Annotated in this window: 16 protein-coding genes; 13 read left to right on the forward strand and 3 right to left on the reverse strand. The window is 71.2% G+C overall.

What is annotated here, in order from left to right:
- Window positions 1-2 precede the first annotated feature (2 nt).
- The 3 genes from GTY58_RS09285 (at window position 3) to GTY58_RS09295 (ending at window position 5,652) form a co-directional block, all read left to right on the forward strand.
- Window positions 3-839, forward strand: a complete 837-nt coding sequence (locus tag GTY58_RS09285; RefSeq protein WP_010983198.1) for a carbohydrate ABC transporter permease — start codon at window positions 3-5, stop codon at window positions 837-839.
- Window positions 839-3,763: a glycoside hydrolase family 2 TIM barrel-domain containing protein gene (locus GTY58_RS09290; protein WP_010983199.1), complete on the forward strand. Its 2,925-nt coding sequence runs from the start codon at window positions 839-841 to the stop codon at window positions 3,761-3,763. Before GTY58_RS09285 ends, GTY58_RS09290 begins: the two co-directional genes overlap by 1 nt.
- 200 nt (window positions 3,764-3,963) lie before the next feature.
- Entirely contained in the window at window positions 3,964-5,652 is a 1,689-nt protein-coding gene (locus GTY58_RS09295) for a PHP domain-containing protein (protein WP_010983200.1), read from the forward strand.
- A 195-nt stretch (window positions 5,653-5,847) separates the two neighbouring features.
- Here the strand turns inward: GTY58_RS09295 and GTY58_RS09300 are convergent, their stop codons facing one another.
- Complete coding sequence (locus GTY58_RS09300) at window positions 5,848-8,613, reverse strand: FAD/NAD(P)-binding protein (protein WP_010983201.1); 2,766 nt, start codon at window positions 8,611-8,613, stop codon at window positions 5,848-5,850.
- Between the two features lie 308 nt (window positions 8,614-8,921).
- On the opposite strand from GTY58_RS09300, the gene GTY58_RS09305 reads away from it, so the two are divergent.
- Window positions 8,922-10,193, forward strand: coding sequence for an Ig-like domain-containing protein (locus GTY58_RS09305; RefSeq protein ID WP_010983202.1), 1,272 nt, complete (start codon window positions 8,922-8,924; stop codon window positions 10,191-10,193).
- Window positions 10,194-10,197: 4 nt separating this feature from the next.
- On the opposite strand, the gene GTY58_RS09310 is transcribed toward GTY58_RS09305, so the two are convergent.
- Window positions 10,198-10,485, reverse strand: coding sequence for a hypothetical protein (locus tag GTY58_RS09310; RefSeq protein WP_137951640.1), 288 nt, complete (start codon window positions 10,483-10,485; stop codon window positions 10,198-10,200).
- 409 nt (window positions 10,486-10,894) lie between these two features.
- On the opposite strand from GTY58_RS09310, the gene GTY58_RS09315 reads away from it, so the two are divergent.
- Entirely contained in the window at window positions 10,895-12,295 is a 1,401-nt protein-coding gene (locus GTY58_RS09315; protein WP_010983203.1) for a glycoside hydrolase family 16 protein, read from the forward strand.
- Window positions 12,296-12,387: 92 nt separating this feature from the next.
- Here GTY58_RS09315 and GTY58_RS09320 read toward each other — a convergent pair whose 3' ends face one another.
- Window positions 12,388-13,284 (reverse strand): AraC family transcriptional regulator, encoded by an 897-nt coding sequence (locus GTY58_RS09320; RefSeq protein WP_010983204.1) that lies wholly within the window; start codon window positions 13,282-13,284, stop codon window positions 12,388-12,390.
- A 146-nt stretch (window positions 13,285-13,430) separates the two neighbouring features.
- Between GTY58_RS09320 and tkt the strand changes: the two genes are divergently transcribed.
- The 8 genes from tkt (at window position 13,431) to GTY58_RS09360 (ending at window position 22,928) form a co-directional block, all read left to right on the forward strand.
- Window positions 13,431-15,506 carry a transketolase gene (tkt, locus tag GTY58_RS09325; RefSeq protein ID WP_037647408.1) on the forward strand — a complete coding sequence of 692 codons (2,076 nt, stop codon included), beginning with the start codon at window positions 13,431-13,433 and terminating at the stop codon, window positions 15,504-15,506.
- Between the two features lie 19 nt (window positions 15,507-15,525).
- Entirely contained in the window at window positions 15,526-16,662 is a 1,137-nt protein-coding gene (tal, locus tag GTY58_RS09330) for a transaldolase (RefSeq protein ID WP_010983206.1), read from the forward strand.
- Window positions 16,659-18,305 carry a glucose-6-phosphate dehydrogenase gene (gene zwf / locus GTY58_RS09335; protein ID WP_010983207.1) on the forward strand — a complete coding sequence of 549 codons (1,647 nt, stop codon included), beginning with the start codon at window positions 16,659-16,661 and terminating at the stop codon, window positions 18,303-18,305. Before tal ends, zwf begins: the two co-directional genes overlap by 4 nt.
- Window positions 18,302-19,237 (forward strand): glucose-6-phosphate dehydrogenase assembly protein OpcA, encoded by a 936-nt coding sequence (gene opcA, locus GTY58_RS09340; protein ID WP_010983208.1) that lies wholly within the window; start codon window positions 18,302-18,304, stop codon window positions 19,235-19,237. The genes zwf and opcA overlap by 4 nt, the downstream gene beginning before the upstream one ends.
- Window positions 19,230-20,879: a glucose-6-phosphate isomerase gene (pgi, locus tag GTY58_RS09345; RefSeq protein WP_010983209.1), complete on the forward strand. Its 1,650-nt coding sequence runs from the start codon at window positions 19,230-19,232 to the stop codon at window positions 20,877-20,879. Before opcA ends, pgi begins: the two co-directional genes overlap by 8 nt.
- A gap of 15 nt (window positions 20,880-20,894) precedes the next feature.
- Entirely contained in the window at window positions 20,895-21,773 is an 879-nt protein-coding gene (gene gnd / locus GTY58_RS09350; protein ID WP_010983210.1) for a phosphogluconate dehydrogenase (NAD(+)-dependent, decarboxylating), read from the forward strand.
- Between the two features lie 6 nt (window positions 21,774-21,779).
- The gene (locus tag GTY58_RS09355; protein WP_010983211.1) at window positions 21,780-22,391 is read left to right on the forward strand and encodes a histidine phosphatase family protein; all 612 of its coding nucleotides are present in this window, start codon (window positions 21,780-21,782) and stop codon (window positions 22,389-22,391) included.
- 81 nt (window positions 22,392-22,472) lie between these two features.
- A complete protein-coding gene (locus GTY58_RS09360) occupies window positions 22,473-22,928 on the forward strand; it encodes a TerB family tellurite resistance protein (RefSeq protein ID WP_010983212.1) in 456 nt (151 codons plus the stop codon).
- The last annotated feature ends 321 nt before the right edge of the window (window positions 22,929-23,249 follow it).

Below are 23,249 nucleotides of genomic sequence, written 5' to 3' on the forward strand. Positions count from 1 at the left end.
CCATGGCATCCATCAAGGGTTCACGGCAGCGGGGCATCGCGCTCCATCTGGTCCTCGTCATCGGCCTGCTGCTCTCGGTCTTCCCGTTCTACTGGGCCGTGATCATGTCGACGCACTCGTCGACCGAGATCTTCTCCTACCCGCCGAAGCTGCTGCCCGGCTCGCACTTCCTCGAGAACGTCCGGCATCTCTTCGACAACGTCGACTTCTTCGGGTCGATGGCCAACTCGCTGCTCGTGGCCGGCTCGGTGACCGTCCTGGTCCTGTTCCTCGACTCACTGGCGGCCTTCGTCTTCGCCAAGTTCCACTTCCCGGGCCGCCGGGTGCTGTTCGCGCTGATGATGGCGATCTTCATGGTGCCGGCGCAGCTCCAGGCCATCCCCCAGTTCGTGATCATGGCGAAGCTGGGCTGGATCGGCTCGATGACCGCGCTGGTCGTCCCGGCGGCGGCCAACGCGTTCGGCATCTTCTGGATGCGCCAGTACATGCAGAGCGCCATCCACGACGAACTGCTCGACGCCTCGAAGCTCGACGGCGCCGGCTTCCTGCGCCAGTACTGGCACGTGGCGCTCCCCGTGGTCCGCCCGGGTCTGGCGTTCCTCGGCATCTTCACCTTCATGGGCCAGTGGAACGACTACGCCTGGCCGCTGATCGCCCTCACCAACCCGGACAACGTGACCCTCCAGGTCGCCCTGTCCCAGCTCAACGGGGTGCACGGCACGACCGACTACGGGATGGTCATGACCGGCGCGCTGCTCGCCCTCGTTCCGCTGCTGATCGTGTTCGCGATCGGCGCCAGGCAGATCATCGCCGACCTCGGCAAGGGAGCCATTCGCTGATGTCCCGCGATCCGCTGATCGCGCTCCGCCCCTGGGAGTCACCCGAGGTGACCTCCTGGGGGCGGCTGCCGATGAACGCCGTCGACCGCCGCACCGGGGCGCTCCCGCTGGACGGCGAGTGGCGCTTCCAGCTGCTGCCCACGCCCGGCTCACCCGTGACCGAAGCGTGGTCGTCACAGCATGTCCCCGGCGCCTGGACCGTGCAGGGCACCGACGACCTGCCGCAGTACACCAACGTCACGATGCCCTGGGGAGAGTTCCCGCCCGCCTCGCCCGCCGCGAACCCGACGGGCGTGTACGAGCGCGAGGTGGACGTCCCGGCCGAGTGGGCCGGACGCCGGGTCGTGCTCCGGGTGGGCGCCGCGGAGAGCGTGCTGCTCGTCCACGTGAACGGGCGGCCGACGGGCATCTCCAAGGACTCGCACCTCGCGGCCGAGTTCGATCTCTCGGACGTCGTACGTCCCGGGGAGCGGGCCACCGTACGGCTCACCGTGGTGAAGTGGTCGGACGCCTCGCACCTCGAGGACCAGGACCACTGGTGGCACGGCGGGATCACCCGGTCGGTGCTGCTGTACGCGACCGATCCACTGCATCTCGCGGACGTGACCGTGCGGGCGCGCCCGGACGGCGGGCTGCGGGTCGACTGCCGGGTGCGGCACGCCATGGGCCGGCTCCCCGGGGGCTGGTACGTCACCGGGGAGCTGGCGGGCCACCTCCTCGCCCAGGACGCCGAGTTCGACCGGCTGAACGCGCAGGACGAGCGGGTCTCCGACTTCCTCGGCGAGGCCCGCCTCACCGCGCTCGTGCGCGAGGTGCGCCCCTGGACCGCCGAGACGCCCGAGCTGTACGAGCTGACGGTGCGCCTGCACCGCGCCGACGGCTCGGTCGCCGACACCGCGCACCCGCGCGTCGGCTTCCGCCAGGTCGAGATCCGCGGCCGGGACCTCCTGGTGAACGGCGAGCGGGTCTACATCCGGGGCGTCAACCGGCACGACTTCCATCCGCTGACGGGCCGGACGGTGTCGTACGACGACATGCGCGCCGACCTCGTCACGCTCAAGCGGTTCGGCTTCAACGCGATCCGCACCGCGCACTACCCCAACGACCCGGCTCTGCTCGACCTCGCCGACGAGCTGGGCTTCTACGTCGTCGACGAGGCGGACATCGAGTCGCACGACCACGCCCACGAGATCGCCGACGACCCGCGCTACACGGCGGCCTTCGTGGACCGCGTCTCCCGCATGGTGCTGCGCGACAAGAACCACCCCTCGGTCATCGTCTGGTCGCTGGGCAACGAGTCCGACTACGGCGCGAACCACGACGCGGCGGCGGGCTGGGTCCGCCGCCACGACCCGACCCGCCCGCTCCAGTACGAGGGCGCGGCCAAGCTCGGCTGGGCCGATCCGACGGTCGCCTCCGACATCGCCTGCCCGATGTACGCGCCGGTCGAGGACTGTGTCGCCCACGCGCTGTCCGGCGAGCAGACCAAGCCGCTCATCCAGTGCGAGTACTCCCACGCCATGGGCAACAGCAACGGCACGCTGGCCGACCACTGGGCCGCCATCGAGTCCACCCCGGGTCTTCAGGGCGGTTTCATCTGGGAGTTCTGGGACCACGGCATTCTGCAACGCGTGAACGACGGAAGACCGGCCGGGCGCGCCGGCGCCGGGCTGTATGACAACGGTGTCGCGGCGCAGGGCCACCGCTGGGCCTACGGCGGCGACTTCGGCGAGACGGTCCACGACGGCGCGTTCATCGCCGACGGGGTCGTCTTTCCCGACCGCACGCCCAAGCCGGTGATGTACGAGCACCGGGAGATCGCGGCGCCGGTGCGGCTCGCGTACGACGGCGGTGACCTGCGGATCTCCAACCACCAGCACTTCCGGGGCCTGGAGTGGCTGGCCGCCTCGTGGGAGCTGTCGCTCGCGGAGGGCGGCACGCTGACCGCGCCCGCCGGGCTGCCCGACGTACGGGCGGGTGAGTCGGCCGTGGTGCCGATGCCGTTCGCCCTGCCGGAGGACGGCGGCGAGGCCTGGCTGACGCTGCGGGTGACGACGGCCGACGACGAGGCGTGGGCGCCGCGGGGCACGGAGGTATGTGTGCCGCGGGTGCGGCTGCGGGCGGCTGCCCCGGTGGCTTCCGCGCCGCTGACGACGGGCGCTCCCGTCCAGGTCGACGAGGACGGGCTGCTCGTCCATCCGCTGCTCACGGCCGCCCCGGTGCTGTCGCTGTGGCGGGCACCGACCGACAACGACGAGATCGGCGGCATGGCGGCGCGCTGGCGGGCCTGGGGACTCGACGCGCTCGAACGCAAGGTCGTCGATGTACGCCGTGCGGCCGGCAGCGTCACGGTGGTCGCCGAGTACGGGACCATGGCGGGTGCCGTGCGGCACGAGCAGGTGTTCACGCGCGTCGAGGGCGGGGTGCGGGTCGAGGAGACGGCCGAGCTGCCGGCCGGGCTCGACGACGTGGCACGCGTGGGCTCGGTGTTCGAGACCGTCGCGGGGCTCGATGTCCTCGAGTGGTACGGGCAGGGCCCCTGGGAGTCCTATCCGGACCGGAGCGGGGGCGCCCCCGTCGGCCACCACTCCCGCCCCGTGGACGAGCTGTTCACTCCGTATCTGCGTCCGCAGGAGAGCGGCGGGCGGCACGGTGTACGCCGGTTCACGCTCTCGGCGCCGGACGCCACGGGCTTCGCGGTCGAGCTGGACGAACCGCGCCAGGTGAACGTGACCCGGTACCGGGCCGCGGACCTGGCCGCCGCCACCCACCACGACGAGCTGGTGCCGCGGCCCGGCTGTGTGGTGCACCTCGACGTCGCGCACCGCGGCCTGGGTACGGCCTCCTGCGGTCCCGACACCTCACCCGGCCACCTCGTCCCGACCGGCACACATCGCTGGTCCTGGACGCTGCGCGTGCTCTGACCTCGCTGGGGCGGCTTCCCGCGGGCCGCGGCGACCGCGGTCGCGCTGCCCGCGCGGCCGCTCGTGACGCGCGGTGGCTTCCAGTACGCGGGGAAGACCGACCAGATTCTGCACGGCCGGCTCGGCGACGTACGGATCGCCGAACGCGCCCTTCCCGTCAAGTCGTTGATGAACCACTGACCCGAGGGAGCCACACGACCATGACCGAGCAGCAACTGCCCGCCTGGGCCGACCCGTCCGTCTCCCCCGCCGCGCTGGACCCCCAGGGCATGTCGCGGCGCGGGCTGCTGCGCCGCGCGGGCCTGTTCGGCGCGGCCTTCGCGGTGGGCTCGCTCGCGACACCCGCGGCGGCCTCTTCCGGACGCTACGGCGGCAACGATCCGCGGCTCGCCTACCTCGTCGGCGACCACCACATCCACTCCGTCTACAGCCACGACGCGAAGTACACCTTCTCCCAACTCGCCCGGGCCGGCGACCGGTACGGGCTCGACTGGATGGTCTTCAACGAGCACTCCAACTTCGGACACGCCGACTACGGCGCGAAGCTGGAGCACCAGGAGATCCTGAAGGCCCGCGCCGAGAACCCGCGCCAGCTGATCTTCCAGGGCCTTGAGTGGTACATCCCGGCCGCCGAGCACGCCACGGTCTTCGCGGCGCCCGGACCGCACGAGGTGGATCTGCTCACGCGCTTCGAGCTCGCCTACGACGGGAAGCTGCTCGGCTACACGGACGGCGCCACCTCGAACCCGAACACGGCCCGCAACGAGGCCCACGCCATCAAGGCCATCCAGTGGCTCGCCGAACAGCGCCGCACCGGCTACGTCGACGACGTGCTCGTCCTCGCCAACCACCCGATGCGCCTCGGCATCGACTCCCCGCACGAGATGCGGGGCTGGCGCGACGCGGCCCCCGAGATCATGATCGGCATGGAAGGCGCGCCCGGCGCGCAGGGCGGTGGCATACCCGGCTGGGTCGGCTCGGGGCAGCAGCGCGGCGAGTACGTCAACAAGCCGTCCGCGAACTCCTGGCCCGGCTACCCGGAGGACGCCTACGTCCTGTACGGCGGCTTCGACTGGACGACGGCGACCGTCGGCGGCCTGTGGGACGCGATGCTCGCCGAGGGCAAGCTGTTCACGATCACGACCAACTCCGATGTGCACCGGGTCGTCTTCGACACCTGGAAGAACGGCGACTGGGCACCCGGGCGGAACTTCGACAACACCGGGCACCTCCCCGACCCGGTCAACACCGACAGCCAGCAGCCGGGCGGCGACTTCTGGCCCGGCCAGTTCAGCCGCACCCACGTGGGCGTGACCCGCTACGGCTACCGCGCGGTGATGGCGGGCCTGCGCGCGGGCCGGGTCTGGCTCGACCACGGCCATCTGCTGGACGGGCTCGACGTCCGCCTGAAGCGGGACTGCGACCACGGTCCGGGCGTGACCATGGGCGGCCGGCTGCGCGTCCGCAAGGGCGAGAAGCTCACGCTGAGCGTCACCGTGACGACCGCGTCGCGCCCCAACCCCCACGGCATCCTGCCCGAGTTGGCCCACGTCGACGTGGTCCGGGGCGCGGTGCGCGGCCCGGCGGCCGACCGCGACGACTGGCGGGCGCCCGACACCAGGGTCGTCCACACGCGGGACGTGAGCGGCCGCAAGGGCACGTACACCCTGCGCATCCCGCTGGTCGCGGGCGACGAGTCCTTCTACGTCCGGCTGCGCGGCAGCGACGGCAACCGCAACGGTACGGGCTACCTGGGCGCCTCGGTCGACCCGCATGGCCCGATTCCGCACGTGCCCGGCAACGGTGACCCGTGGGTCGACACATGGTTCTACGCGAACCCCGTCTTCGTCGATGTGGTGGGCGGCCGACAGGAGAACCGCCCGGCGTAGGAACCGTCGGACCTAGAAGCGCGACAGGCTCTGCAGGACGGCGGCGGGGCCGTACGGTCGCCGGAATACGGAAACGGCCCGTCCCCGCGCTGCGACGGGGACGGACGGCCGGGGGGCGGCACGCACGGACCGCGGAGCGCGGGGGTGCGGGGTGCGGGGTGCGGGGTGCGGCTCAGACGGACCGCGGGTCGCGGTTCAGACGGGCAGCCCCGCCAGCATGCGTCGGTCCCTGGGCGCGTGCTGGCGGTCGAGGCGGGCGTCCAGCAGCCGCCGGGCGGCGTCGCACCGGCCTCCTGCCACGAGGGCGTACAGCAGTGTCTCCTCGACGACCTCCCGCTGCGCCGCGCTGCCGCCCACCTTGCGGAGGCCGGGCAGGAGCGCGTCGAGGCCGCGGGCCGCGTCGTGGAAGCGCTCCTCGACGAGAGCGGCGAAGGACTCGCAGAGCGGGACGATGATCTCGCGCTGCACCTCGTCCGCCCCGGCGGCGTGGTCGCGCAGCCGGCGCAGGGCCGCCAGGTCACCGGCGGCGGCCAGGGCGACCGCCGCGTGCAGGGCGGTGAAGGCGGTCGCGGGCCGCTCGACGACCTCCTGGGCGACGGTGCCGAGGACGTCCGCGGCGGGTATCCGGCCCCGCCAACTGCCGCTCAGCCGGGCCCGCCACAGCAGCGAACCCGAGTCGACGAGCGCCCGCACCCCGGTCACGCGCCCCGGCGCCAGCTGCGCGAACCACCGTTTGCGTACGGCCGCCGTGTCGTCGAGGGCCAGTTCGTGCAGCGCGACGTGCCACGAGAAGTGGGCCCGGTGGACCGCGCCCCGGCCCTGGCCCGAGATCCAGCCGTCGAGCCAGTCCCGGCCAGTCGCGTGCGCGCCGGACTCGTAGTGGACGTGGGCGAGCGCGTGCACGGCGTGTCCGGCGGCGGGCTCGGCGGCCAGCGCGCGGTGCGCCAGCTCCCCGGCCTCGCCGTACCGGCCCTCCTCCTGGCGGAGGAAGGCGAGCAGCGAGGTGGGGAACCAGTGCCCGTCGTACACCGGTGAGGTGCGCTCGACCAGCCGCAGGGCGTAGGCGTCGTCGAGGTCGTTGATGCCGGAGAAGGCGATGGTGGGCACGGCGGTGGCGAGCGCGAGCGCGTCGGCGGGGTACGCCTCCAGGTGCCGCAGCAGGGCGCCGTCGCCGTCGTCACCGTGGATGCGGCGGGTGACGACGTCGACGAAGGACCGCTCCCGCTCGTCGGCCCGCTCGCGCGCGGAGCGCTGTGCGTCGGCGAGGGCGCGGGGTACGTCGACCTCGGCGCCGCACTCGTGGCCGACCAGGGCGAGGGCGGCGTGCCCGAGCGCGAAGCCCGGGTCGAGGGTCACCGCGCGCCCGAAGGCGTCCTCGGCTGCGGCCCTGACCTTGAGGACCCGGTCGAGCCCGGTGCGGTAGGCGGCGGCCGCCTCGGCGTGGGTGGACAGGGCGAGCCCGTGCGCGTCGACGGGCCGGCGGCGCGGTCGGCGGGCGGCCCGGGCCGGCCGGGTGAGGGGCGCGAGCAACTCCTGGGCCAGCGCGGCCGCCTGGACCCGGATCTCGGGGATGGCGGTGGTCTCCCACAGCTCACCGCGCCGCGGAGCCCCGAGCGTGAACAGCGGGCGCTCGGCACGGCCCCGCGCGTCGAGGAGACGGCCGTCACCGGTGGCGACCCCCATGCCGAGCGGCCCGGGCACGGCGGCGCCGGAGCCGAAGAGCGAGCGCCACAGGGGGTCGTCGAGGCGGGGCCCCGGGCCGGTGCAGTCGACGACCCAACCGGCGCGTATCCGGCGACCGCCGGAGAGCGAGACGGTCAGGATGCCGCCCGGACGGAAGTGGGCCGGTACGCCGCCCGGCCCGGAACGGGCCGCCGCACCTTCATCCCCGGCCCCGACCACACCTGCACCCTCACCCACACCCACACCCACACCCACGATCCGCCCGGCATACACGCGCAATCGCCGTGCCGTACGTCGCCGGGTCAGCGACTCCGCGGTCGCGGGTGCCATCCGGTGCCGGTGTGTGTTCCACCGGGCGCCCTCCTCCTTCAGGAACTGGGCGCGCTCGTCGGGCGTCAGGCTGCGCCAGAGCCTCGCGGTGTGCGGGCGCAGACTGTCGAGGGCGGGACGCCAGTCGCCGTGGGTGCGCACGGCCCGGCTGATGTGTCGGTAGACGGCCCGCCGCAGCTCCGCCAAGGAGGATCCCAGGTCCTCGGGTGCGGGCATCGTGCCCGCCGGAGTGAGCGCGTGCGGCTGCGGCAGCAGACCGCTGCGCGAGACGGCGTGCACCGTGCGCCCGGGCCGGTCCAGCGTGAGCGCCAGATCGACGGCGGTGAGCCCGGTGCCGACGAGCAGCACGTCGGCACCGTCCGCGCGCGGGCCGTCCAGGGCGCCCGGGGCCCAGGGAGCCGCGACGAACCTCGCCGAGGCGCGCAGCGCGGGCGGTGCCCAGTCGCCCGGCGAGCCCGCGGGCCCGGTGGCCAGGACGGCGCTGTCGGCCGTGACGCGGCCCCCGTCGGCGAGGTGAAGCTCCACCCGGCCGTCGGGGGCGTCGGTACAGCTCTCCGCCCGCACCCTCAGCCGCCGCACGCCCACCACCCCCTGCGCACGGACGATCGCCTGACCGAGCGTGTCGGCCAGATAGGCGCCGAACCGGTAGCGCGTGGCGAAGTCGGCGCCGGTGACGGTCGGTTCGCCGTGCCGGCACAGCCAGCGGGTGAAGTGCCCGGGGTCGTCGGGATAGCAACTCATGCCGCCCGCGGGCACGTTGAGCCGATGCCGCGGGTCGGACGTGGCGTAGGCGGTACCGCGGCCGGCCTCGGGCGCCGGGTCGACGAGCACGAGGTCGAGGGGCGTACGGCGGCGCGTCGCCGTCTCGCACAGCTGGATCGCGGTCAGTGTGCCGGCCGCACCCGCTCCGACAATGGCGACGGTGTGCCGTGTGCGGGCTGGAATCACGTGTACCTCCGGCGGTGATCGGCTGCGGAGCCGTTGAACGGAACGTCTGCTTCGCTTTTCCGAACTATTCCGACCGGGTTGCTGGGGATGTCGTACCCGGCCGGGGATCTCACCGGAAACTCAGGGCACCGGTCGGCTGTTTCATACTCTGTTCACAATCGGCGGGGCCCCGACAACCGTGGTTCAAGACGTCTCCCGGAGTGTCTTCACAGGAATCTCATGTGAGCGCCCTCGGATTCAAAGATTCAACCCAGGGAGGTGGCGCACGATGCACGCGCACCTGGTGGTTGAACGAGGAAAGGCGTGCCGTGGGCGTCCCGCACATATCGAACGGATCCGGGCGACAGTCCTGGTCGCGACGCGGGGCCCTGGCCGCACTCGCCGCCGCCCTGCCGGCCACCGTCCTCACCGGCTGCGGCGGTTTTGCGGACGCCTCTGAGGACACGAAGAGCACGGGCGGAGGCACGGCAGGGAACACGGCCGGCACGGCCGACGCGAAGACCACCGAGGCGAAGGCGCCCACCCTCACCGTCACCCCGGCCGACGGCACGAAGAAGGCGGACTTCAGCAGCCCCGTCGAGGTCACCGTGACCCACGGCACCCTGGCCTCCGTCAAGGTCAGCGGCAACGACGGCGCCACGCTCGCCGGCCGCTACAACGACGCCCGTACGAAGTGGACGTCCACCGGGAACCCGTACTCCGGCACCACATACACGGTCACGGCCAAGGCGAAGGGAGCCGACGCCGAGACCGTGACCTTCTCCACCAAGTCCCCCGGCGAGACCTTCGTGGGCTACTTCACCCCCGAGGCGAACTCGACCTCCGGCGTCGGCATGCCCGTATCGGTCAACTTCACCCACGCCGTCGCGGACCGCGCCGCCGTCGAGAAGGCGATCACGGTGACCGCCGAGCCGGCGGTCGAGGTGGTCGGCCACTGGTTCAGCGACACCCGGCTCGATTTCCGGCCCGAGACGTACTGGGCCGCGGGCACGCGGATCACGCTCGGTCTGCGGCTCAAGGACGTCGAGGGCGCGGACGGCGTCTACGGCACCCAGTCCAAGGACGTCACCTTCCACATCGGCCGCGAGCAGATCAGCACGGTCGACCTCGCCACCAGGACGATGACGGTGCGGCGGGACGGCTCGACGTACGCGACCTACCCCGTCACCGGCGGCGACGCCGACCACACCACCTGGTCCGGGATCATGGTGATCAGCGAGCGTTTCACGGAGACGCGGATGGAGTCCTCCACCGTCGGGCTCGGCGACGAGTACGACATCAAGGATGTGCCGCACGCCCAGCGGCTGACCACCTCCGGCACGTTCATCCACGGCAACTACTGGGCCGGGTCCTCCGTCTTCGGTCACACCAACGCGAGCCACGGCTGTATCGGGCTCCAGGACACCAAGGGCGCGAACGACAGCTCCGTGGCGGGCTACGCGTTCTACAAGAGCTCGATGCTCGGCGACGTGGTCGTGGTGAAGAACTCGGGCGAGGACACGGTCGATCCGTCCAACGGCCTCAACGGCTGGAACCTGTCGTGGGACCAGTGGCGGGCGGGAAGCGCCCTTTCCCGTTGAGCCATCAGCGACGGCCACTGGGTACGGACCTCACCCCGTTCTCAAAGTGGATCACCGGGGGCGGCGGGCAGAACACCGCGCAGCTGAGCACCAGTTGTGAGCGGTGGGTGGCGCAGAGTTTCGCCACCCACGGCGCGGACTGCTGGGTGTACGCGATCCAGGCCCCCCGCGGGATCGACGTGAACGCCACCGCGCGGCAGAACGGCATCGAGTCGACGTACCTGTGGAACAAGGAGATCGACTTCCCCGGCGGCATCCAGGGCAGGTTCTCCAGGGAGCGTGTCGTTACCACTGGGTCGGCGCCCACCCGCAGACGAACGCCAGCATCTACCAGAACCTCGGCTGCCGGACGAACAGCAACTGACGAACAGCAACTTCCGCCCCGCCCCCGGCGCACAGGCGGACCTGGCCGGTTCGACGCGCTGAGTTCCCCCGGGAGGAGACGCCGGGGCACGCCGTCCTCGGACCCGGCGGCCCCAGGCGGCCCAGCGGCGGCCCAGGCGGCCCGGCATGAGGGGGCGCCGCCCGGGGGGGGCGGGCGGGACTTCCCGCCTTCACCGTGTGAACTTCCTTGCGGCACAGGGAGTTTCTCGGTTTTACCTCTTGACGGTCCCAGTGGCGGAGAGCACATTGGCCGCGCGTCTTGAGAGCGCTCTCAAGGACACATCGCGCACCCCACTCCGTACCGAAGAGGCACCCACATGAGTGAAACTTCCGGCATATCCGCGAGACGGCGGTCACTGCGGCGCGCGCTCGTCGCCGTGCTCGGCACCCTGAGCCTGGCGGCGGCCGCCGCCACAGCCGCGACCCTCCCCGCGAACGCCTCCGCCCCCACGCCCCCGGCAGGCTGGACCCAGGTCTTCCTCGACGACTTCAACGGCGCGGCCGGTTCCGGCGTCAGCACCGCCAACTGGCAGTACGACACCGGCACCAGCTACCCGGGCGGCGCCGCCAACTGGGGCACGGGCGAGGTCGAGACGATGACCTCCAGCAGCAACAACGTGTCGCTCGACGGCAACGGAAACCTCCGGATCACCCCGCTGCGCGACTCCGCGGGCAACTGGACCTCGGGCCGCATCGAGACCAACCGCACCGACTTCCAGCCACCGGCCGGCGGCACACTGCGGGTCGAGTCACGCATCCAGCTGCCCAACGTGACCGGCGCCGCCGCCAAGGGCTACTGGCCCGCCTTCTGGATGCTGGGCGCGCCCTACCGGGGCAACTACCAGAACTGGCCGAGCGTCGGCGAGCTGGACATCATGGAGAACGTCCAGGGCCTCAACACCGACTGGGCCACCGTGCACTGCGGCACCAACCCGGGCGGCCCGTGCAACGAGACCAGCGGCATCGGCGGCAACACCCCGTGCGCCGGAACCACGTGTCAGGCCAGCTTCCACACGTACGCCATGGAGTGGGACAGGTCGACGAGCACCGAGGAGATCCGCTTCTACCTGGACGGCGTCAACTTCCATACGGTGAAGGCCAGTCAGGTCGACGCGACGACGTGGGCGAACGCCACCGGCCACGGCTTCTTCGTCATCCTGAACGTCGCGATGGGCGGCGGCTTCCCCGCCGCGTTCGGCGGCGGTCCGGACAGCGGCACCGACCCCGGCCACCCGATGGTCGTCGACTATGTGCAGGTGCTCCAGTCGAGCGGCGGGAGCGGTACCACACCCCCTCCGTCCGGCAGCCGTGACGCATACAGCGCCATCCAGGCCGAGTCCTACGACAGCCAGTCCGGGACGAGCACCGAGACGACCACCGACACGGGCGGCGGCCAGAACATCGGCTCGCTGGGCAACGGCGACTGGGCGCTCTACAAGGGGGTCGACTTCGGCTCCACCGCGGCGAAGCAGTTCTACGCGCGGGTCGCGAGCGGCGCGGCGGCCGGCGTCAGCGGGCTGGTGGAGGTACGCCTCGACAGCCGCACCGGCTCACCGGTCGGCAGCTTCTCGGTGGCCGGCACCGGTGGCTGGCAGAGCTGGAGAACGGTCCCGGCGAACATCAGCTCGGTCACCGGGACCCACGACGTCTATCTGACCTTCACCAGCGGCCAGTCGGCCGACTTCGTGAACGTCAACTGGTTCGACTTCGGTCACTGACCGGTTCCTGGGGGCTCCACGCGCACGCGTGGAGCCCCCATTCGCGTCCGGGCGACCTCGCTCCGCCACGCGTCCGGGCGGCCCGGCTCCGCTCAGCGCAGCTCCGCCCGGAACGCCGCCGGAGTGGTGTCCGTGTGCTGGTGGAAGAACTTGGAGAAGTTGGCCGAGTCGGGGAAACCCACCGCGGCTCCGACCCGGCCGATCGGCAGGTCCGTGTGCGCGAGCAGGCGCTTGGCCTCCAGGGTCACCCGCTTGTCGATGAACCCCTTGGGGGTCTGGCCGGTGGCGGCGCGGACCGCGCGGACCAGGGTGCGGCGGGAGTAGCCGAGGGTGTCGGCGTACGCGCTGACGCTGTGGTTGGTCGCGAAGCCCTTCTCCACCGCGTCCCTGAAGCGGGTGAAGGTGGTGTCCGTCTGCTCGCGGCCGGCCTGCGCCGAGCTGACCGCGAGATGGGCCAGGCGGAACAGGAACGCGGTGAGCGTGTGCCGCAGCACCGAGGTGTGCAGGCTCAGCGGCAGCGTCGTCGTGTCGACGTACTCGCGCTCCAGTTGGGCGAGGGAGTGTTCGAGAGCGGCGAGCCGGTCCGGGTCGGGGTGCAGCAGCGGCGGCAGGTCGTAGCGGTAGAGGCCGGTCGCCTCGACCGTGGCCCGGGGCAGGAAACCGGGCTGCATGGTCAGGACGGTCCCGCGGTACTCGTCGGTCCGGGAGAAGCGGTGCACCTGTCCGGGGCGGATCCACAGCACGTCACCGGCGGAGGCCTCGTACTCGGCGAAGTCGATCATGTGCCGGACCGGGCCGTCGTGGAACACCATCACGACGTGGAAGTCGATCCGGTGCACGCGGTCCAGGGGGGCGTCCGCATGCCAGATCCGGTCGGCGCCCATCGGGCCGACCTGCATGCCGACGCCGAAGACGCTCAGGTCGACGGGGAAGGGGAAGGTTCTGATCCCGTCACCTTCATGGGCGGCTCGGGTGGTTCTGTCTGCCATGTCCCTCTCGCGGCGGCTCGGCCCTGCTGTCGGTGTCCCACTTTCACCGAAGGCTGACACAGGGGCACCTTCCCCGGCAAAAGTCAGACTTTTAGGTTTGAAGGCGTTCCACCAGTGACTCCCCGTTTCGTGAGGACTTCTTGAAGATGAGCACGCACACCCACGACAGCTTCGAGTGGACCGACCTCGACCGGCGTGCCGTCGACACGGCCCGCCTGCTGGCCGCCGATGCCGTGCAGAAGGTGGGCAACGGCCACCCCGGCACCGCGATGAGCCTGGCACCGGCCGCGTACACGATCTTTCAAAAGGTGATGCGACACGACCCCGCCGATCCCGAGTGGACCGGCCGTGACCGTTTCGTCCTCTCCCCCGGCCACACCTCACTGACTCTCTACACCCAGCTCTTCCTCGCCGGATACGAGCTGGAGCTCGACGACCTGAAGGCGTTCCGTACGCACGGCTCGAAGACACCCGGCCACCCCGAGTACGGGCACACGGCCGGCGTCGAGACCACCACGGGCCCGCTGGGCCAGGGCGCCGCCAACGCGGTGGGCATGGCGATGGCCGCCCGCTACGAGCGCGGTCTGTTCGACCCCCACGCGCCCGAGGGCGAGTCCCCCTTCGACCACACCATCTGGGCGATCGTCTCGGACGGCGACCTGGAGGAGGGCATCTCCGCCGAGGCGTCCTCCCTCGCCGGTCACCAGAAGCTGGGCAACCTGGTCTTCCTCTACGACGACAACCACATCTCCATCGAGGGCGACACCGCCACCGCCTTCTCCGAGGACGTACCGAAGCGGTACGAGGCGTACGGCTGGCACGTCCAGCGCATCGAGCCCTCCGCCGACGGCGACATCGACGTCCACGCGCTGCACGCGGCGCTCAAGGCGGCGCAGGCCGAGACCGAGCGCCCCTCGTTCATCGCGATGCGCACGATCATCGCCTGGCCCGCCCCGAACGCGCAGAACACCGAGGCCTCGCACGGCTCGGCGCTCGGCGCCGAGGAGATCGCGGCCACCAAGCGCGTCCTCGGCTCCGACCCCGAGCAGACCTTCGAGGTCGCGGACGAGGTGCTCGCCCACGCCCGCCGCGCCCTGGACCGCGGCGCCGAGGAGCACGCCGCCTGGGACAAGCGGATCGCCGAGTGGCGCACCGCCCAGCCCGAGCGCGCGAAGCTCTTCGACCGGATCGTCGCCGGTCAGCTCCCCGAGGGCTGGGAGCAGTCCCTCCCCGTCTTCGAAGCGGGCACGTCCGTCGCGACGCGTGCCGCGTCCGGCAAGGTCCTCCAGGCACTCGGCGCGGTCATCCCCGAGCTGTGGGGCGGCTCCGCCGACCTCGCGGGCTCGAACAACACCACGATCGACAAGACCAGCTCGTTCCTGCCGAAGGGCAACCCGCTGCCCGAGGCCGACCCGTACGGCCGCACCGTCCACTTCGGCATCCGCGAGCACTCCATGGCCGCGGAGATGAACGGCATCGCGCTGCACGGCAACACCCGTATCTACGGCGGCACCTTCCTGGTGTTCTCCGACTACATGCGCAACGCCGTCCGCCTCTCCGCGCTGATGCAGCTGCCGGTGACGTACGTGTGGACCCACGACTCCATCGGCCTCGGCGAGGACGGCCCCACCCACCAGCCCGTCGAGCACCTCGCCTCGCTGCGCGCCATCCCCGGCCTGAACATCGTCCGCCCGGCCGACGCCAACGAGACGGCGATCGCCTGGCGCGAGATCCTCGAGCGGCACGCCACCCACCCGGCCCCGCACGGCCTTGCGCTGACCCGCCAGGGCGTACCGACGTACGAGGCCAACGAGGACGCGGCGAAGGGCGGTTACGTCCTCCAGGAGGCGTCCACCGGAACCCCGGACGTGGTCCTCATCGCCACCGGCTCCGAGGTGCAGCTCGCCGTCGCGGCGCGCGAGCGGCTGGAGGCCGAGGGCGTCGGCACACGCGTGGTCTCGATGCCGTCCGTGGAGTGGTTCGAGGAGCAGTCGCCGGAGTACCGCGCGAGCGTCCTTCCGCCGTCCGTGAAGGCCCGCGTCGCGGTCGAGGCCGGTATCGGTCTGACCTGGCACCGGTACGTCGGAGACGCCGGACGCATCGTTTCGCTGGAGCACTTCGGCGCCTCCGCCGACGCCGAGACCCTGTTCGCCGAGTTCGGCTTCACCGCCGAGAACGTCGCCGCCGCGGCCCGGGAATCCATCACCGCCGCGCGTGGTTGAGCAGACCGCAAGAAAGAAGATGATCACTGTGAGCAACACCGTCGAAAACCTCGAGCGCCTCTCCGACGAAGGCGTCTCCATCTGGCTGGACGATCTGTCGCGCAAGCGGATCACGTCCGGCAACCTCGCCGAACTCATCGCGCACAAGCACGTGGTGGGCGTCACCACCAACCCGTCCATCTTCCAGGCCGCCATCGGCTCCGGAGAGGGATACGAGGAGCAGCTGGCCGATCTGGCCGTGCGTGGCGTCACGGTCGACGAGGCCGTGCGCATGATGACGACCGCCGACGTGCGCGCCGCCGCCGACATCCTGCGGCCCGTGTACGACGCGACCGGCGGCCGTGACGGCCGGGTCTCCATCGAGGTCGACCCGCGCCTCGCCCACGACACCGAGGCGACGATCGCCGAAGCCAAGCAGCTCGCCTGGCTGGTGGACCGCCCCAACGTGATGATCAAGATTCCGGCGACCAAGGCCGGTCTCCCCGCGATCACCGAGGTCATCGGCCTCGGCATCAGCGTCAACGTCACGCTGATCTTCTCGCTCGAGCGCTACCGCGAGGTGATGGACGCCTACCTCGCCGGTCTGGAGCGGGCGCAGGCCGCGGGCATCGACCTGGCCGGCATCCACTCCGTCGCCTCCTTCTTCGTCTCCCGCGTCGACAGCGAGATCGACAAGCGCCTGGCGAAGGCCGGCACGGACGACGCGCAGGCCCTCAAGGGCAAGGCGGCGCTCGCCAACGCCCGGCTCGCGTACGAGGCGTACGAAGAGGTCTTCGCCGGGGAGCGCTGGACCGCGCTCGCCCCGGCCGGCGCGCACAAGCAGCGTCCGCTGTGGGCCTCGACGGGCGTGAAGGACCCGGCGTACAAGGACACCCTGTACGTCGACGAGCTGGTCGCTCCCGGCACGGTCAACACCATGCCGGAGGGGACCTTGAACGCCACCGCCGACCACGGCGACATCCACGGCGACACGGTGACCGGCGGCTATGCCCAGGCCCGCGCCGACCTGGCCGCCGTGGAGCGGCTGGGGATCTCGTACGACGAGGTCGTGAAGCAGCTGGAGGACGAGGCCGTCGCCAAGTTCGAGGTGGCGTGGGGCGACCTGCTGGAGGCCGTCGCGACCTCGCTGCGCGGCAAGGGAGCTGACGGCGAATGAGCAAGACTCCTTCGACCGGGACGCCGGGCACCGAGAAGCCTGTCACCGGGACGCCGGCCACCGAGACGCCTGTCACGGAGGCTCCGGTCACCGAGGCTCCGGTCACCGAGGCGTCGGCCGTCGACTGGGCCAACCCCCTGCGCGACCCCCGGGACCGCCGTCTCCCCCGTATCGCGGGCCCCTCGGGCCTCGTCATCTTCGGGGTCACCGGCGACCTGTCCCGCAAGAAGCTGATGCCGGCCATCTACGACCTGGCCAACCGCGGTCTGCTCCCGCCGGGCTTCTCGCTCCTCGGGTTCGCCCGCCGGGACTGGGAGGACCAGGACTTCGCGCAGGTGGTGCACGACTCGGTGCGCGAGCACGCCCGCACGGAGTTCCGCGAGGAGGTCTGGCAGCAGCTCGCCGAGGGCATGCGGTTCATCCCGGGCGACTTCGACGACGACATGGCGTTCAAGCAACTGCGCGCGTCCGTCGACGAGCTGGACGCCTCCCGCGGCACCAGCGGCAACTACGCCTTCTATCTCTCGGTACCGCCGAAGTTCTTCCCGAAGGTCGTCCAGCAGCTCAAGAAGCACGGGCTCGCGGACGCGCCGGAGGGCTCCTGGCGGCGTGCGGTCATCGAGAAGCCGTTCGGCCACGACCTGGCCAGCGCGCGTGAGCTGAACGCGATCGTGCACGAGGTGTTCGACCCGGACCAGGTGTTCCGCATCGACCACTACCTGGGTAAGGAGACCGTCCAGAACATCCTGGCGCTCCGCTTCGCCAACCAGATGTACGAGCCGGTCTGGAACCGGTCGTACGTCGACCACGTACAGATCACCATGGCCGAGGACATCGGCATCGGCGGCCGTGCGGGGTACTACGACGGCATCGGTTCGGCCCGTGACGTCATCCAGAACCACCTCCTCCAGCTGATGGCGCTGACCGCCATGGAGGAGCCGGCCGCCTTCGACGCCGAGTCGCTGCTCGCCGAGAAGCTGAAGGTCCTCAAGTCCGTGAAGCTGCCGGGGAACCTGGGCGAGCACACCGTGCGCGGTCAGTACACGGCGAGCTGGCAGGGCGGCGAGCGGGTGCGCGGCTACCTCCAGGAGGACGGCATCGACCCCAGGTCGACGACGGACACCTACGCGGCCGTGAAGCTGGAGGTCGACAACCGCCGCTGGGCGGGCGTCCCCTTCTATCTGCGCACCGGCAAGCGTCTGGGCCGCCGGGTGACCGAGATCGCGGTGGTCTTCCAGCGCGCGCCCCACTCCCCCTTCGACTCGACCGCCACCGAGGAGTTGGGCGCCAACGCGATCGTCGTCCGTGTCCAGCCCGACGAGGGCATGACCGTGCGCTTCGGTTCGAAGGTGCCGGGTACGTCGATGGAGATCCGGGACGTCTCGATGGACTTCGCGTACGGCGAGTCGTTCACCGAGTCCAGCCCGGAGGCGTACGAACGGCTGATCCTGGATGTCCTGCTCGGCGACGCCAATCTCTTCCCCCGCCATCAGGAGGTGGAAGAGTCCTGGAAGATCCTCGACCCGATCGAGGGGTACTGGGACACGCACGGCAAGCCCGCGCAGTACCCCTCGGGATCCTGGGGTCCCGAGGAAGCCGACGAGATGCTCGCACGAGACGGACGGAGCTGGCGCAGGCCATGAAGATCGACCTGACCGACACCACGGCAAGCAAGATCAACAAGGCGCTCGTGCAGGGACGCCATGCCATCGGCACTCCCGCCGTGGGCATGGTCCTGACGATGGTCATCGTGACCGACGAGGAGAACGCCTACGACGCGCTCAAGGCGGCCGAGGAGGCCTCGCGCGAGCACCCGTCGCGCACCCTGGTCGTCATCAAGCGCGTCGCCCGCACCCCGCGCGACCGCACGCAGTCCCGCCTGGACGCGGAGGTGCGGGTCGGCTCGGACGCGGGTACCGGGGAGACGGTGATCCTGCGGACGTACGGCGAGGTCTCCGACCACGCCGACTCGGTGGTCCTGCCGCTGCTGCTGCCGGACGCCCCGGTCGTCGTCTGGTGGCCGGTGGACGCGCCCGACATCCCGTCGAAGGACCCGCTGGGCGCCCTCGCGCAGCGCCGGATCACCGACATGTACGCGGTGGAGGCACCGCTCGCCGCGTTGGAGGCCCGGGTCTCCTCGTACGCGCCGGGCGACACCGACCTGGCCTGGACCCGGCTCACCCCGTGGCGTTCGATGCTGGCCGCGGCCCTCGACCAGGCCCGTACGCCGGTGATCTCGGCCGCCGTCGAGAGCGAGGCGGAGAACCCGAGCGCCGAACTGCTGGCCCGCTGGCTGGGCGCCCGTCTGCATGTGCCGGTGGAGCGGGTCGTCACCGCGGGCCCCGTGGTGACGGCCGTACGGCTCGGCACCGAGAAGGGCGAGATCCTCATCGACCGCCCCGAGGGCCCGCTGGCCACGCTGTCCCTGCCGGGCCAGCCCGCGCGCACCCTCGCGCTGAAGGTCCGCAGCACCTCCGAACTGATCGCCGAGGAGCTGCGACGCCTCGACGCGGACGAGATGTACGCCATCGCCCTGCGCGGCGAGGCGGCCGAGGAGAACACCAGTCATGTCTGACAGCCCCAGGCTCACCCGTCGCCCCGAGTGGACGGAACTGGAGGACCATCGCGCGGGTCCGCTGCTCCACCCGGCGCTGCGTGAGCTGTTCGCGGCGGACCCCGAGCGGGCCGAGCGCTATGTCGTGCGGGCCGGCGATCTGCGCCTCGACTACTCCAAGCACCTCATCACGGACGAGACCCTCGCCCTGCTCCAGGAACTCGCCACCGCCACCGACGTGTTCGGGCTGCGGGACGCCATGTTCCGGGGCGAGAAGATCAACGTCACCGAGAACCGCGCCGTCCTGCACACCGCGCTGCGCGCCCCGCGCGACGCCGTGATCGAGGTCGACGGCGAGAACGTCGTCCCGGCCGTGCACGCCGTGCTCGACAGGATGGCCGACTTCGCCGACCGGGTCCGCTCGGGCGAGTGGACCGGGCACACCGGCAGCCGCATCCGCACGGTCGTCAACATCGGTATCGGCGGCTCGGACCTGGGCCCCGCGATGGCGTACGAGGCGCTGCGGGCCTTCACCGACCGCTCGCTGACCGTGCGGTTCGTGTCGAACGTGGACGGCGCCGATCTGCACGAAGCCGTACGGGACCTGGACCCGGCGGAAACCCTGTTCGTCATCGCGTCCAAGACCTTCACGACCATCGAGACGATCACGAACGCCACCTCGGCGCGGTCCTGGCTCCTCGCCGGGCTCGACGGGGACGAGAAGGCGGTCGCCAAGCACTTCGTGGCGCTGTCGACGAACGCCGGGAAGGTGTCGGACTTCGGCATCGACACGGCGAACATGTTCGAGTTCTGGGACTGGGTCGGCGGCCGCTACTCGTTCGACTCCGCGATCGGTCTGTCGCTGATGATCGCGATCGGGCCGGAGCGGTTCCGCGAGCTGCTCGACGGGTTCAGGATCGTCGACGAACACTTCCGCACCGCGCCCGCGGAGGCCAACGCGCCTTTGCTGCTCGGCCTGCTGGGTGTCTGGTACGGCTCGTTCTTCGGTGCCCAGTCGCACGCCGTGCTGCCGTACTCGCACTATCTGTCCAAGTTCACCGCCTACTTGCAGCAGCTGGACATGGAGTCCAACGGCAAGTCCGTGGACCGGGACGGCCATCCCGTGGAGTGGCAGACCGGCCCGGTGGTGTGGGGTACGCCCGGCACCAACGGACAGCACGCGTACTACCAGTTGCTCCACCAGGGCACCAAGGTCATCCCGGCCGACCTGATCGGGTTCATCAACCCGGTCGACGGGCTGAGCGACGAACTGGCGGCCCAGCACGACCTGTTGATGGCCAACCTCTTCGCCCAGGGCCAGGCCCTCGCCTTCGGCAAGACCGGCGACGAGGTACGCGCCGAGGGAGTGCCGGAGGAGCAGGTGCCGCACCGCACCTTCCGCGGCAACCACCCCACCACCACGATCCTGGCCGCCGAGCTGACCCCGTCGGTCCTCGGCCAGCTCATCGCCCTCTACGAGCACAAGGTGTTCGTCCAGGGCGCGATCTGGAACATCGACTCCTTCGACCAGTGGGGCGTCGAACTCGGCAAGGTCCTCGCCAAACGCGTCGAGCCCGCCCTCACCGAAGGCGCGGACGTACCCGGCCTCGACCCCTCCACCGCCGCCCTCGTGGCCGCGTACCGCACTCACCGGAAGAAGTGAAAGGGCATGACAGCGATGCAGCTCGGACTGATCGGTCTCGGCAAAATGGGCGGCAACATGCGCGAGCGGATCCGCCGCGCGGGCCACACGGTCGTCGGCTACGACCGCAACCCCGAGGTCTCGGACGTCAGTAGCCTCACCGAACTCGTGAGCGCCCTCGAAGGCCCGCGCGTGGTCTGGGTGATGGTCCCCGCGGGCGCCCCGACCCAGTCCGTCGTCGACGAGCTCGGCGACCTGCTCTCCCCCGGCGACACCGTCGTCGACGGCGGCAACTCCCGCTGGACGGACGACGAGAAGCACGCCGAGGAGCTGGCCGCCAAGGGCATCGGCTTCGTCGACGCGGGCGTCTCGGGTGGTGTGTGGGGTCTCCAGAACGGCTATGCGCTGATGGTGGGCGGCGACGCGGAGCACATCGCTCGCGTCCAGCCGATCTTCGACGCGCTCAAGCCGGAGGGCGACTTCGGGTTCGTCCACGCGGGCAAGGTCGGCGCGGGCCACTTCTCGAAGATGGTCCACAACGGCATCGAGTACGCCATGATGCAGGCGTACGCCGAGGGCTGGGAGCTCCTCGAGAAGGTCGACTCCGTGACCGATGTGCGCGCGGTCTTCCGCTCCTGGCAGGAGGGCACCGTCATCCGCTCCTGGCTGCTCGACCTCGCGGTCAACGCCCTGGACGAGGACGAGCACCTGGAGAAGCTGCGCGGCTACGCCGAGGACTCCGGCGAGGGCCGGTGGACCGTCGAGGCGGCCATCCACAACGCCGTGCCGCTGCCCGCGATCACCGCCTCCCTCTTCGCGCGGTTCGCCTCCCGCCAGGACGACTCGCCGCAGATGAAGATGGTCGCGGCGCTGCGCAACCAGTTCGGCGGCCACGCCGTCGAGTCAGCGGAGTAGGGCTCCATGGGCGACCTCATACTGGTCCGCCACGGCGAGACCGAGTGGAGCCTGTCGGGCCGGCACACCAGCCGGACCGACCTGCCCCTCACCCACCACGGTGAGGAGCAGGCCAAGTCCCTGGCGCCCTTCTTCGCCGGGCGCTCGTTCGCCCGCGTCCTCACCAGCCCCCTCGACCGCGCGGTGCGCACGGCGGAGCTGGCCGGGCTGACCGGGGCCGTGACCGACCCCGACCTGCACGAGTGGGACTACGGCGGGTACGAGGGCATCACGACCGTCGAGATCCACCGCACCCGGCCCGACTGGGACCTGTGGACCGACGGCGTGCCGTCGGCCTCGGACGGGTCCCGCGGTGAGTCGCCGCAGGAGGTGGGAGAGCGCGCCGACCGTGTGCTGTCCCGGGTGGACGCGGCGCTCCGGGGTGACGGAGAAGACGTGGTCCTGGTGGCCCACGCCCACTTCCTGCGGGTCGTGACCGCGCGCCGCCTGGGCCTGCCTCCCGAGCAAGGGCGGCTCTTCCGGCTCGCCACCGGCACGGTCAGCCGGCTGTCCACCGAACACGGACGTCCGGTGATCGCGACGTGGAACGAGTCGGGAACTTCCCACGGGCACCACTAGTTTCTACGTTGCTGTAGAGAAAAGGTTACGGCCCGCCCACTGGGGCGGGCCGGCCCGCGACAACGAACGTATGGAGTCCTCATGGCCCTGTGGGACCGCATCAAAGAGTCCGCGTCGACGATGCAGACCCAGCTCGAGGCGAAGAAGAACGACCTGAAGAGCGGCGCCTTCCGCGATGCGAGCATGGCGATGTGCGCACTCGTGGCGGCGGCGGACGGGTCGGTGGACCCGTCCGAGCGGCAGCGTGTGGCCCAGCTGATCGCCACCAACGAGGTGTTGCAGAACTTCGACGCCGACGACCTGCGGCGCCGCTTCGACGCGAACCTGGACAAGCTGACCGCCGACTTCGCCTTCGGCAAGGTCAGCGTGCTCCAGGAGATCGCCAAGGCCAAGAAGAAGCCCGCCGAGGCGCGTGCCGTCATCCAGATCGGCATCGTCATCGGCGGCGCCGACGGCGACTTCGACAAGACCGAGCAGGCCGTCGTACGGGAGGCGTGCTTCGCCCTCGACCTGCCGCCGCACGAGTTCGACCTGTAGCGGCCGCCCAGCTCCACCCCCGGCCCCGGTCACGCACGTCTTCGCACTCGCTCCGCACCCCTGGTGCGGGCGGGCCCGTCGGCGTGGTGGCCGGGGCCGCGGTCGTCGAAGGGGAGCGCCGGTCGTCGAAGGTGAGCGCCGCGTCCACCGGTCCGCGCGGCCTCGGCAGGGGAACCCGCGGGCGAACGGCGCGTACCCGAGACGACACCCGACCGCCACACTGACGTGGACAAAACACCGCTTCCCGGCCAAGTGTTCGTAGAGGGCGACGAGAGGCGCGCATGGCGGGAAAGCCCCGCCGTGGGCACTCCGGGGCGCCGG

This window comes from Streptomyces sp. SID5469 (assembly GCF_009862865.1).
GTDB classification, from domain to species: domain Bacteria; phylum Actinomycetota; class Actinomycetes; order Streptomycetales; family Streptomycetaceae; genus Streptomyces; species Streptomyces avermitilis.

What these genes read in the sequence shown, in the direction of transcription:
- GTY58_RS09295 (WP_010983200.1), top strand. Translation starts at nt 3,964, where the DNA reads ATGACCGAGCAGCAACTGCCCGCCTGGGCCGACCCGTCCGTCTCCCCC.
- tal (WP_010983206.1), top strand. Translation starts at nt 15,526, where the DNA reads ATGATCACTGTGAGCAACACCGTCGAAAACCTCGAGCGCCTCTCCGAC.
- tkt (WP_037647408.1), top strand. Translation starts at nt 13,431, where the DNA reads ATGAGCACGCACACCCACGACAGCTTCGAGTGGACCGACCTCGACCGG.
- GTY58_RS09290 (WP_010983199.1), top strand. Translation starts at nt 839, where the DNA reads ATGTCCCGCGATCCGCTGATCGCGCTCCGCCCCTGGGAGTCACCCGAG.
- pgi (WP_010983209.1), top strand. Translation starts at nt 19,230, where the DNA reads ATGTCTGACAGCCCCAGGCTCACCCGTCGCCCCGAGTGGACGGAACTG.
- opcA (WP_010983208.1), top strand. Translation starts at nt 18,302, where the DNA reads ATGAAGATCGACCTGACCGACACCACGGCAAGCAAGATCAACAAGGCG.
- GTY58_RS09285 (WP_010983198.1), top strand. Translation starts at nt 3, where the DNA reads ATGGCATCCATCAAGGGTTCACGGCAGCGGGGCATCGCGCTCCATCTG.
- zwf (WP_010983207.1), top strand. Translation starts at nt 16,659, where the DNA reads ATGAGCAAGACTCCTTCGACCGGGACGCCGGGCACCGAGAAGCCTGTC.
- GTY58_RS09320 (WP_010983204.1), bottom strand. Translation starts at nt 13,284, where the DNA reads ATGGCAGACAGAACCACCCGAGCCGCCCATGAAGGTGACGGGATCAGA.
- gnd (WP_010983210.1), top strand. Translation starts at nt 20,895, where the DNA reads ATGCAGCTCGGACTGATCGGTCTCGGCAAAATGGGCGGCAACATGCGC.
- GTY58_RS09360 (WP_010983212.1), top strand. Translation starts at nt 22,473, where the DNA reads ATGGCCCTGTGGGACCGCATCAAAGAGTCCGCGTCGACGATGCAGACC.
- GTY58_RS09355 (WP_010983211.1), top strand. Translation starts at nt 21,780, where the DNA reads ATGGGCGACCTCATACTGGTCCGCCACGGCGAGACCGAGTGGAGCCTG.
- GTY58_RS09315 (WP_010983203.1), top strand. Translation starts at nt 10,895, where the DNA reads ATGAGTGAAACTTCCGGCATATCCGCGAGACGGCGGTCACTGCGGCGC.